The organism is Leifsonia sp. Y878 (genome assembly GCF_057669685.1).
Map to the genome: position 1 here is coordinate 721276 of NZ_JBYHFS010000001.1, position 11976 is coordinate 733251.

General features: G+C 66.2%; 8 protein-coding genes. All 8 read right to left on the reverse strand.

All coding sequences use genetic code 11. The features are described 5' to 3' along the window. Window positions 1-100 precede the first annotated feature (100 nt). A complete protein-coding gene (locus AC25Y4_RS03395) occupies window positions 101-1435 on the reverse strand; it encodes an Ig-like domain repeat protein (protein ID WP_488118958.1) in 1335 nt (444 codons plus the stop codon). A 51-nt stretch (window positions 1436-1486) separates the two neighbouring features. Then, the gene (locus AC25Y4_RS03400; protein ID WP_488118959.1) at window positions 1487-2827 is read right to left on the reverse strand and encodes an Ig-like domain repeat protein; all 1341 of its coding nucleotides are present in this window, start codon (window positions 2825-2827) and stop codon (window positions 1487-1489) included. Window positions 2828-2917: 90 nt separating this feature from the next. Then, window positions 2918-4078, reverse strand: coding sequence for a type 2 periplasmic-binding domain-containing protein (locus AC25Y4_RS03405; protein WP_488118960.1), 1161 nt, complete (start codon window positions 4076-4078; stop codon window positions 2918-2920). A 136-nt stretch (window positions 4079-4214) separates the two neighbouring features. Beyond that, window positions 4215-6899, reverse strand: coding sequence for a hypothetical protein (locus AC25Y4_RS03410; RefSeq protein ID WP_488118961.1), 2685 nt, complete (start codon window positions 6897-6899; stop codon window positions 4215-4217). After that, complete coding sequence (locus tag AC25Y4_RS03415) at window positions 6896-8536, reverse strand: phosphate ABC transporter substrate-binding protein PstS (RefSeq protein WP_488118962.1); 1641 nt, start codon at window positions 8534-8536, stop codon at window positions 6896-6898. The genes AC25Y4_RS03410 and AC25Y4_RS03415 overlap by 4 nt, the downstream gene beginning before the upstream one ends. 59 nt (window positions 8537-8595) lie before the next feature. Beyond that, window positions 8596-9894: a phosphate ABC transporter permease PstA gene (gene pstA, locus AC25Y4_RS03420; protein ID WP_488118963.1), complete on the reverse strand. Its 1299-nt coding sequence runs from the start codon at window positions 9892-9894 to the stop codon at window positions 8596-8598. A 7-nt stretch (window positions 9895-9901) separates the two neighbouring features. Beyond that, a complete protein-coding gene (pstC, locus tag AC25Y4_RS03425; RefSeq protein ID WP_488118964.1) occupies window positions 9902-10969 on the reverse strand; it encodes a phosphate ABC transporter permease subunit PstC in 1068 nt (355 codons plus the stop codon). A 373-nt stretch (window positions 10970-11342) separates the two neighbouring features. Then, complete coding sequence (locus AC25Y4_RS03430; protein WP_488118965.1) at window positions 11343-11927, reverse strand: TetR family transcriptional regulator; 585 nt, start codon at window positions 11925-11927, stop codon at window positions 11343-11345. Between the last annotated feature and the right edge of the window lie 49 nt (window positions 11928-11976).

Below are 11976 nucleotides of genomic sequence, written 5' to 3' on the forward strand. Positions count from 1 at the left end.
TAAGAGTTGGGTTCTTCGGTTTTTTTTTTGGGGCGAGAGGGGGGGGGGGTGTGGTTGAGATGGGGCAGAACGAGAAGGTCCTCCCCCCCCCGACACCGTGCTAGATCAGCGTCAGCGTGAGCTTCGCCGTGTAGTTGCCGGCAGCCGTGTCGACGGGAGCCTTCAGCGTGAAGGCGGCGTTGACGGTGGTCTGCGCCGTGGTGACTCCGGCCGCTGCCTGGGCGAGCGGCTTGTCGCTCGACAGGCCGCCGCTGACACCCGCGACAACGGCGGCACCAGCGGTCCCGGCGTTCGTAGTGCCGACCGCGGCCGGAACCCAACCGAGGTTGCTCGCTGCGATCGTCTTGGTGGCGTCGGTGAGACCGACGAAGTCGCCGGCCTTGCCGTTCAGCGTCCACGCAGTGCGCGCGGCACGGCTGTCAGAGACCGTCACCGTGCCGAGTGCGCCCGTGGCGACGTAGTTGGTTCCGTCGAGCGTCGGCTGGCCGAGCGCCGCGTCGCCGGGGGTGATCGTGAACTGCAGGCCGGTTGCGGATGCCGGAATGGTCACGGTGATGTTCGTGTCCTGCGGCGGGGCGGGCTCGGCGACCGTGGTCACGGTCACTGCGTTCGACGTGGAGGTGTTGTACAACGCGTCGCCCGAGTAGGCGGCGGTGTAGCTGTAGGTAGTGCCTTCGGTCAGCACGCCCGATGTCCACGACGCGACACCGTTGACGGGCGCGACATTAGCAACTTCGGCGCCGGCGCTGTCTTTGAACGACACCGTTCCGGTGGCGGCCGCGGGGGCAACCGTGGCCGTGAGGGTGACCGCGCCCGTGTTGAGGGCGCTGGCGGCGAGGGTCGTGACGGTGTCGGTCTTGACGACGGGCGCGTCGCCGACGAGCTTCCAGCCGGTGGCGGTGACCTCGAAGTCGGCGCGGAAGTAGGGGTTGCCGGCCGACAGATTCGACGTGGTGGCTTTAGCGTGCAGCACGACTGAGAAGGTGGATCCGACTGCCGTGGTGTCGATGGTTGTGACCGAGTTGAGGCGGCCCGAGAACGTACGGGCAATCATGTCGCCGCCGGTGGCCGCGGGGTCGGAGCCGAAGTTGTAGGGGCCGTGGAGCGGACCCGTGTAGGCGGCGTTGCTGTTCAGCGTGCCGAGTGTGCCCGCGAAGTTGCCCTTCTGTAGCGAGAGCCACACGTACGGGTGGGTGGTAGCCGTGACAGCAGGATCGAAGGCGGTGTCGGTCCAGACACGGGTGAGCTTGTCGTCCCATGTGCCCGAGCTGGGCTCGACGTGCAGCTCGCCAACGTAGGTGCCGTAGGCGGGCGGGATGTCGAGGTCTGCGGCGTGGGCGGGTGTGCCGGCGAGCACGGCACCGGCGACGAGGCCGGCGCCAATGAGCAGCGCGGCGAACCGCCGCGGCGAGCGGGTGGTGGGCTGGGTAGGCATGCGGGTGTCTCTTTCTCTAGGTTGTGTGCGGTCGGGTGCGGATGGAAGAAGTTAGATAAGGGTGAGCGTGAGAGTAGACGTGTAGGTGCCGGGAGTGGTGTCGGCGGGCGCTCTGAAGATGACGTTGGCGATCACTCTCGTCTGCACATTGGTCGCGCCGCTCGTTGCTTGCGCTAGCGGCTTTGCGGAAGACAGCCCGCCTCCTACGCCCGCGGTGACGATCGCGCCGGGGCTGCCGGCGCTGTCCGCTTGCTGGCCTACCAGTGCGGGCACCCACCCGAGACCCGAGGCCGCGATCGTCTTGGTCGAGTCGGCCACGTTCACGAAGTCGGTTGCTTTGCCGTTGAGCGTCCACGCGGTTCGAGTGCGGCGCTGGTCACTCACCGTCACCCTGTTGAGTTGGCCGGTCGCGACGAGAGCGTCGCCTTCGAGAAGGGCCTTGTTGAGCGAAACGCCGCCGGGGGTGATCGTGAACTTCAAGGCGCTGGGGGCTGTCGGGATCGCCACGGTGATGTTCGTGTTCGCGGGCGCGATGGGATCGGCGACCGTGGTGACTGTGACGGCAGCGGCCGTTGACGGGTTGTAGAGGTCGCTGCCCGAGTAATCGGCCGAATAGGTGTACTCGGTGGCCGGGGACAGGACCGCGGATGTCCACGTGGCGACGCCGCGCACGGGGGTCACCTGGGCGAGCTCGGCGCCGGTGGCGTCTTTGAACGTCACCGTTCCTGTCTCCGCCGCCGGAGTCACCGTGGCGGAGAGCCGCACCGCGCCGGTCTTGAGCGCGGTGGCGCCGAGGGTCGTCACGGTATCGGCCTTGACCACGGGCGCCGTTTCGACGAGTTTCCAGCCGGTGGCGGTGACCTCGAAGTCGGCGCGGAAGTAGGGGTTGCCGCCCGAAGGGTTGGACGTGGTCGCTTTCGCGGCGAGAATCGTCGAAAAGGTCGAGCCGACAGCCGTGGTGTCGATTGTTGATACAATGCTCAGTCGCCCGGAGAACGCCCGAGTGATGACGTCGCCGCCAGTGGCGCCGGAGCCGGAGCCAAAGTTGTAGGGGCCATACAGCGGGCCTGTGTAAAGCGCGATGCTATTCAGCGTGCCGAGTGTGCCCGCGAAGTTGCCCTTCTGCATCATGAGCCAGACATACGGGTGGCTCTCCGGGGTGATCGAGGCGTCGAATGCGGTGTCGGTCCAGACGCGGGTGAGCTTGTCGTCCCACCCGCCGGAGCTGGGCTCGACGTGCAGGGGGCCAACGTAGGTGCCGTACACCGGTGGGATGTCGACGTCTGCGGCGTGCGCTGCTGTGCCCGCGAGAACGATGCTGGCGAGCAGACCGGCACCCACGAGCAGTGCGGCGACCAGCCGTTGGCGCCGCGTGCGGGGGATGGTGTGCATCTGTCTGTCTCTTTTCGGTAGGCGAGCAGGTGAGAAACGTGCGCCTGCGGGGCGGACCGGGGTCCGCCCCGCAGGGTGTTGCTGGTGGTGCTAGTTGATGGTGAACGCCGTGGATCCGGCGGTGTAGGCGTCTACCCCGATGGTCAGCGGGAGGGCGTTGAAGCCGAAGTCTTCAAAGACCTTGTTTCCGCTGTACGGGCTGTCTTGCGTGTATGCCGAGCCGGCTGCTCCGACGAAGGTCGAGGCGAGGTCGGCGTTGTAGAGGTCGCCCGTGGTGATCGCTGCCGTCTCGACGACGGTGAAGACCACGCGCTTGAGGGGGAATGCCGAGTTCAGCACGCCGCCCGAGACGGGCACGCTAGCATCGACCTGCTGCAGTTCTGCGGCTCCACGACGGTCGACTACGCCGGCTGCGTAGTTGGCGTTGAGGGTTGCCGCGTTGCTCTGCTCGATGAACGCGCCGATCGAGAACGGCACAATGTAGCTGCCGTCGAGCAGCGGCGCGCCGCTGTTCTCCTGCACCTGGGTGTTCGCCGGTCCATAGGTTGCCGGGATGGTGGGACTGATTGTTGTGCCGGCGAGAACGGTGTCGGTGAAGTACTTGCGCGTTCCCGAACCATCCTGCGGAAGCAGGGGGTGCAGGGTGATGGTCGTTCCGCCCGAGGTGTAAGTGGTCACGTTGCCCGCGTAGATGTTGCGCAGGGTCAGCAGGGTGGACGCATCCGTCGTTTCGCCCACCGGGATGGTGGTCGGCAGGATGCTGTCCTCGGTGGTCGCCCACGTCACGCCGTCAGCCGCGTAGGGCAGGTAGGTGAGCGCGCCGGTACCGCTGGTCAGCCACTTCGCGCCACTCGAGGAGCGGGCAAAGTTGACGTCATTGTGGTTGAGGTTGACGCTCGTCGTACCGTTGAACAGGGTGGTGGTGTCGTCGATCGCCGAACGCAGCGCCTTCACGCCAGCACTCGAACCGTCGGGACGGTTGAACGTGGTTCCACCGCTCCAGGTCTTGATGGTGCTGGCGAGCGGGGTGGCGTTGAACGAGGCGATGTACTGGTCGCCCATGCCGTTGAGCAGTACCTGCGAGAGACCGTTGTACAGGTCCTGCGTGGTGTCGGAGCCGACGCCGCGCAGTGAGCGGTCGGCGGTGTCGCCGATCGGGTCCGCGTTCGCGGCGGTAGCTCCACCGAGAGCGAGGGCCGCGATGGTGGCGACGCTGAGCGCCGAAACCGTCATTTTCTTGATGAGTTTCACTTTGTGCAACCTTTCGGTTATGATGTCCACTTGTTACATGCGCTGTTGCGCGGAAGCCCTCACCACGTTTTGAAGCCTTGGTGGGGGCTTCTTCATGCCACCGGACGTTAGTGTGGCAAGAAGCTTTAAGGGCGACTCATTGCGGTTTCCGTCGCAGGAGGAACGGCGCTCCCACCAGTCCGGCCAGGCCGGCGATGAGAGAGCCCCCAAGGGCCGTTGACCCGACAACGCTGCTCGTCGGCTCCGCGGCGGTTACCGTGGTCGACGCGCGGGTCGAGGTCGCGGTGGTTCCGGGCGCGGCGGGAGCCGCACTGGTGGTGGACGTCTTCGAGGGGACCGTCACGATGGCGCTGGAAGCGGCAGGTGGCGTGGTCGGTGCTGCGGCGGGCGCCGGTTGGGGTCCGGCCTCGAGCACGTCGGCCGCTGTCAGCGCCTGAGTCACGAGCGCGGCGTTCAGGGGCGCGTATCCGGGCGGGAGCTGCCCCGGACCGAAGCCGAGTTCATTTCCCCCCTGCGCCGCATAGCGGATGAGCTCGGCGTACTTGCCGCGCGCGTCGGCGCCCATCGCGGGGTCGTTGAGGTCGGCCGCCGCATAGACGATCGAGGTGAGGGGGTAGGCGTCGTCGGGCAGGGCGGCGAAGTCGGTGGTTGTCACCCCCGCAACGCTCGTCGCCTTCTGCGCGTCGAGCGTTCGCGCCTGCGCCTCGGCATCCGCGCCGGCAAATACGCCGGGCCTATTCGGCAGCTGAAGGCGCGCCGTGCGCAGCGCGAAGGCCTCTGCCGTGGGGGCGTCGAGAATACCTATTACAAATGTGGCAATCGGGTATGAGGGCTGCTCAGCCTTGAACGCCTTGAGTTGGTAGTCCCACGCGGTGAGTCGGCCGGTGTCGCCTCGACCTATCCGCTGCGCTACGTTCTCGAAGCTCCCGGCGTAGCTGGGGTACGATTGCGCGTCAATGCGGACCGTGCCCTCCGTGGAATAGCCGGCTTGCCCTACAACCGTTGGGTGAGAGTAGGGAGCCTGGGTCTCGTCCGCCTTCGGAAAGTAGTTGATCGTGTCCGTTGCGAGATTCACATCGAGGCCGACGGCCTTGCTGATCGGGTCCCCGTTCGGACCGAGCACCTTATCGCCGTCGACACAAGGGGCCCCGCTGCTCAGCGCGGGGAGGCCGTTCACGCAATAGACAGGTGATACGACGGCTCCTGGGTGGCCGACAGGCAGGTAATACGGGTTCACTGTCATGCCGTGATTGTCGGCATCGGGCCGGCCTTCGAGGAATGCGCGCGCCTCGTCGTCGGCCTGGATCCACGCCCAGACTTGTGCAAAAGCATCCGCGGTCTGCGGCCCAAGCACCTGAGGCAGCGGCGGGTAGGGGGTCTTCCGTGAGGAAGGGTTGTCTGGATCGTCGAGGTGAAATGCCCGCACGACGTCGGGGTCTTGCCAGAACGCTGGTGAAGTATCGATTGCGTTCCACCAGGCGAGGTGCTCGCTGGTCGTGGTCTCGGAAGGGCCCATGTTTGAGATCCTGCCGGTGATCTGATGCGGGTATGACTGCGTCAATAGCTTCGCGAGCAGCCGTGGCGATATGTCTGCGGTAGTCACGGTGCCCGCGAAGGTCGTGAACTTGTAGCCGATTACGACGCCCGTCGCGGCCACGGGTGCGTACACGATGTCGGCGCCCGCTGTCGATGCTGCTTCTGCATCCACCGGCTGAGAGGTGTAGATGAACGGGGTGGATCCAGAGAGCATCTGCCCCCGGGTGACGTCGTCGCCGTTGGTCACCATCGAGTACAGGCCCTTGTCGCATAGTTCGCGCTGCCACGACCCCATCGCCTTTGACATCAGGGCCGAACCGGTGGCGCGAATTTCTTCGGTTCCCGACGAACACGCAGCGCCGACGGGAGTGAAGTCGAGCGGGATGACCATTCGTTCACTCCACCGCGAATACTGTGGGTCGAACGGGCTCCCGGTGCTCCCGATATCGGTCAACGTTGCACCGTACTTCGGGTCTGCTACGTCGACTATCTGCGTGTGACTTCCATAGGGAACCACCACGAGCCAGCAGCGTCGGACTGCGCCCGAGTCGTCGTCGGCGCCGCAACCCAAGTGAGGCGCGCCGACGGCGTTCTGCGTCTCAAAAGTGACTTCGCCGTGCCCGTCGGCTCCCACACGAGCTATAGAAACTTCGTTGGTCGTCGTTTCACCGAAGTACTCCAACTTTTTCGACTGTGGGTCGCTCTCCCCATACCCTCCGCCTGCCGCGGAGCGGAAGGCTGTCGCTCCACGTTCGACGACCGTCGTCGCGAGGCCCGCGCTGTCGATGTACTTTCCTGCCGAGCCATCGTTACTGGGCAGCACGTGGTCGGAGTTCCACACCCCTCCCCATTGGCACGTCTCTGCGAAATTATCAGCGAGTGGGTTGGGCCCCCAGCACTGCATGACGCTGAGGAAGTTGTAACTGACCGCCCCCGACCCAGTCCCTGTGCCACGCTGCGTCCCCCCCATCCCGTCGTACGTCACCCGCACCCCGCCGTCGGCGAGGTTCCGCGTGCGATCGACCGTCACCGTGAGGTCTTTGAAGTCCTCGTAGTCGCCGCTTTTATCCGTCGCGTCGGGGTGAGCCGGCTGAAACTTCTGCAGCGCGGGGTCATTGCCGCCCGCCCACGCCACGGTGACCGACGAGTCGTCAACGACCGCCTGGGCGCTCGGCGGGGTGGAGACGGCGGCGAGACCGAGGGCAGAGAATGCGACGAGCGCCAGACTCAGGCCGCGCACGAGGCGCAGCCGGGCGGAGTCGCTGCGGGGGGCGGGGAATGTCACGAGAGCATCAGTCCTTCGGGGTTGAGCTGGGGGGGGGAGCCGCGGGTGGGAGTGGGAAAGAGTGTCTTGCGGCCGCGCTTGCCGAGCAGCGGCGGCACGGCGGCGAAGGCGAGCAGACCGCCACCCGCGCCAAGCATGGCCGCCGAGGGAAGAAGGCCCACGCCGGCCGGGGGAATCGACTGCGGGGTTGCTGCGACGATCACCGGGCTCGCGTCGGCGTCGATGACCGACGAGTTTCCGCCACCGCCGGACGAGCCGGTGCCCGTGTCGCGAACCGCATCACCAGAGGCGCCGCCCGAGGTGGTGCCGTCGGTGTTGGTGGTTCCGCCCGCCGCCGCGCCGCCCCCCGTCGGCGTGGTGGGCGTATCCTTCGCCCCGCCGGTGCCGGTGGTGCACTGGGTTACGCCCTTTTTGTCACAGTCGGGCGGCTGGGGCGCCTCGTTGGCGAGCTTGTTCGACCCGTCGGGCGAGAAGGTGGGGTTGTTGCAGTCGTTGATGCCCTTGATCAGCGGGTCGCCGCCGGGAATCTTCTGAATCTGCTTCTGGCCGGCCTGCACCAGGTTGATCGGCAGCGGCGAGTAGCCGAGTGTCTCGGCGCTCATCTGCCCTTCGCAGAGAAAATAGGCACCGAAGTCGGCGAGGGTGAGACCCTTGTCTTCGGTGAATCCCGAACCGAGCGCGGTGGGCAGAATGCTGTACGAGTACGACGACAGCGGATAGGTGCGTGCGTCGCCCGAAGTGTAGACGCCAGACAGGTCTTGCGTGAGGTAGTCGGGAGAGGTCATGTCTTCGTTGATGCGCGCGCTGAGCAGCGCCACCGCCACGTTCTGCGCCGTGGGTTCGGTGTAGTAACCCGCGTTGTTCAGCACCTTCGCCACCGGGAACCCGGAGTTGAGGGCGTACGAGTACTCGACGAAGGTGATCGCGCCCACCGCATGCGACTGTGCCACGTATCCCGCGACGCCGTTGGATCCCGACCGCGCGACGAAACCGGTGCCGGGCACGACCGGGTAGTTGCTGGTGACGCCGCAGTGTCCGTTGACAAGGGGCCGGCCGACCTGGGGGCAGTAGGCGTCCCACTCGGCCGCGTGTTCCTGCCGCAGCCAGATCGACACCTGCGCGGTCGCTCCCGATCCGTCGGAGCGCACCACGGGCACGATCGGAATCGACGGCAGCGCGAGCTCGGGGTTGTCGGCCTTGATCAGGGCGTCGTCCCAGCGGGTCACGGTGCCGGTGAAGATCTTGGCGATCGTCTCGCCCGAGAGCCGAAGGTTGGTGACCCGGTGGCCGCCAATGTCGAGGTTGTACATAAACGCGGTGCCGCCCGCGACGATGGGCATGTACGCGAAGGGGCGCTCGGGGCGAACATCGGCCTCGTTGCTGTTGGCGATGCCGTAGGGGATCTCGGAGACGCCGAAATCGGATGTCCCGTTGCCGAAGTCATTGCGGCCCTGGGTCGATCCCGACTCCGAGAAGGTGATCTTCCACTGGTAGTTGGCCCACACGTTGCGGATCCAGGCCTGCAGCGCGTTAGCCGACCAGGTGGAACCCGAGCCGACGATCGGCGCGTGAACGGAGCCAACGGCGAGGGCCTGCGGGGCGCCGACGAAGCCGAGCACACCCGTGCCGATCAGCACGAGGCCGAGCAGCGCTGCAACCGCGCGAGCTGAGCTCCACCGTGACATCCGCGTTATGCTCATTCGCTGGCCTCCGTGCCTGTTGTCGATGTTTCTGTGATCGCGGGTTTCGCGGCCATCGCCCCGCTCGCGACCGGCGCGAGACGGTGTTCGAAGCGTTCGGCGTCGCGGTGTGATGCGGCGAGAGCGCGGGCCTGGCCGCGCGGCGACAGGAGCCCTGCGCCGCGGCCGCCGATGATGCGGGCGACGAGGAAGAGCACGAAGACCAGCACCATCAGCACAGCTGCGGCGCCGAAACCGCGGGCGATCTGCGTGGGCTCCGGGCTCTTCACCAGGGTGAACGTGGCGAACGGCAGCGACACCATCGGGCCCGAGAACGGGTTGAAGTTGTAGAACGTGGTGTAGCCGGCGGTGAGCAGCACGGGTGATGTCTCGCCGATGCCGCGGGCGGTGCCGAGGATGATCGCGGTCATCAGCCCCGACTTGCTGGTGGGCAGCACCACGTGCCAGATCGTGCGCCACTGGCTGGTGCCGAGGGCGAGCGAGGCCTCCTTGAGCGTGCCGGGCACGAGCCGCAGCACCACGTCGGCCGAGCGGATGATGATCGGCAGGATCATGATCGTGATGGCGAGGCTGGCGGCGAATCCCGACTTGTCGAAGCCGAACAGCAGGATGTAGGTGGCGTAGATGAACAGGCCGCAGACGATTGACGGCAGCGCGGTCATCGCCTCGACCACGGTGCGCACGATGCGGGCGAATGGGCTGGGGAACTCGGCGAGGAAGACCGCGCATAGCAGCCCGAGGGGGATGGCGATCGCGAGTGCGATGGCGATCATGATGAGCGTGCCGACCGCTGCATGGGCCATGCCGCCGACCGTCAGCGGGTCGAGCGGGCCGGCGAGCGACAGGTCTTGCACCCAGAAGTTCCAGTTGAGAAACGCCTCGGTGCCTCGGCCGAGGGTGAAGACGACGACCACGGCGAGAGCCAGGATCAGCACGATAGCGAGGGAGTGGATGACCACTGCGATCACTCTGTCGACGATCGTCACCCGGTTGTCGTCGAAGCTGATCAGGGTGACGAAGAAGCCGACGAAGAGCAGGTAGGCGACCACGACGAAGGTGACCGGCCCCTCGAAGGGGAACACCTGCGTGTACAGCCAGGCCGTGGTCGCGATCGCGGCGACCGCGGCGCCGACGACGCGCAGCACGTCATCGCGGCGGATGCGCGCGAGGTTGCGCCGCGTCTCCGGACGGGTGGGGTGTGTGCTGCGACCGTCGCGGCCGGGCAGGTGGGTGCGCGTGATGCGCGCCGGGCGCTGGACGCGGCGCTGAGTGCGGGGGGATTCGATCGTGGTCATGGGTCTCTCAGCTCGCCGCGCCCGAACGGGAACGCTGGATGATGATGCCGGCACCGAAGTTGACGACCATCGTGATCAGAAACAGAACAAGCCCGGCAGCCATCAGGGCCGACAGCTCGAACGGGCTCGCCTCGCCGTACCGCAGAGCGATGAGCGACGAGATGGAGTTGGTGCCGGTCTGCAGAATGTGCGGCTGGATGACGAACACCGGCGAGATCACCAGGTAGACCGCGATGGTCTCGCCGAGCGCGCGGCCGAGGCCGAGCATCGCGCCGCCGATCATGCCGCCGAGGCCGAACGGGTAGACGACCGAGCGGATCATGCCCCACTTGGTCGACCCGAGCGCCAATGCGCCCTCGCGTTCACCGACGGGCGCCTGGGCGAATACCTCGCGCATGATGGATGCCGCGACCGGAGCCACCATCATGGCCACGACCAGCCCGGCCAGGAAGGCGCTGGCGGTGAACACCGTCGGCGTGGCGAGCGGGTCGCCCGGTTCGAAGTTCGGCACAGCGAAGATCGGGATCCAGCCGAAGTAGGTGGATATCCACTGGGCGATCGGCAGGATCGACCCCTCGAGCCAGAACATGCCCCACAGGCCGTAGACCACAGAGGGGATCGCGGCCATCAGGTCGACGATGCCCACCAGGAAGCGCTTGATGGCGGCGGGCGCGTACTCCGAGATGTAGGTTGCCGTGCCAACGGCGAGTGGCAGTGCCACGCTGATTGCTATGAGCGCGATGGTCACCGTGCCGAAGAGAACGGCGGCGATGCCGAACCTGCCAGAGTTGGGCTCCCAGTCTTGCTCGGTCAAGAAGTTGGGGCCTGCGGCGGCGATCGCCTCTGCACCGCGCACCGCGAGGAACACGCCGACGAGGGTCATGATGCTGAGCACAACGACACCGCCGCCGTGCGCCGTGAATCGGAAGGCGTTGTCGGAGATGCCGCGCACCGTCGTCAGTTGGCGGGGTTTGTCTTTGACGTGCGCCTGCTCGTCGAGCGGCGTGTCGTCGAGCGGTGTGCCTTCGAGCACTGCGCCCTCGTGAGAGGTTCGCTCTGTGTCGCGAATCTCCATCGGTTCCCCCTAGTGGTGAGCGCGCTCACAGACCCGACGGTCGGTCGGATGCTCTGGCGCTTGTGTGGCGTGTGCGTGCCAGAGTTCCGCTTCTCGGGGGCCCACGGTGGCTGGCTCGGCAATCATGCAATACCCGACGAAATTTCGCAAACCTATTCGTCGGTAAAACCCCGCCAGGGGGCCCGGTACGCCGCGTTCGAAGATGAACACTAGGTTAACGCCGCACGTCCGAAGCACAGGAGGAGGCGGAGTTCGGTCATCCGAACCCGCTAGTTCACGGGCGAAAGGGTCGGTGAATACGGTTAGTCGCGTATGTCCGGCAGGTGAATCACTTTAATTTGTGGCGAATCGCTCAAATGTGCCGTGTCGAGATTCAGCGGGCGGTCGTGCGCAGGCCCGCACCCAGGATCATCCAGAGCCTCGCGAGGCGTTCGCTCACGACCACTTGACGGCTGATCGGGAAGGGGCAGATGCTGGCCCCGTAGATGCACTCAACGACCGTCTGCGCGAGTTCGCGGATCGGGATCGAGTCGGAGACGTCGCCGTCGGCGATGGCCTGCTGCAGAGCGAGGATCACGAAGTCATGCCAGAGCTCGAATGCCGCGACGGCCGGTGGGTCGAGTTCTTCGGCGATGCGCATGATCGCGCGTGCGCGCACATCACCGTCGATACGCTCGGCGACGGCGATGGAAAACGCTTCGAGTGCGGCGAGTCCGCGAAGCCCAGAGCCTTCTACCAGGGCGACCAGCTCTGGCCAGCGCTCGGCCTCGAGCTCAACGATTGCTTCGGCCATCTGCACTTTGTTCGTGAAGTGGTGGTACAGCCCGCCCTTGGTCATATCGGCGCGGTCGAGCACGTCTTGAATACGGGTGCCTTCGAGGCCGTGCAGCCAGAACTCTTCCGCTGCGGCGTCGAGCAGTGCGTCACGCGTGCGTTTGGCCTGTTCACGCCGGATCATCGCGTCTGCTCCATTCACTCAGGGTAGGCCATTAGGCCTATGCCGTTCG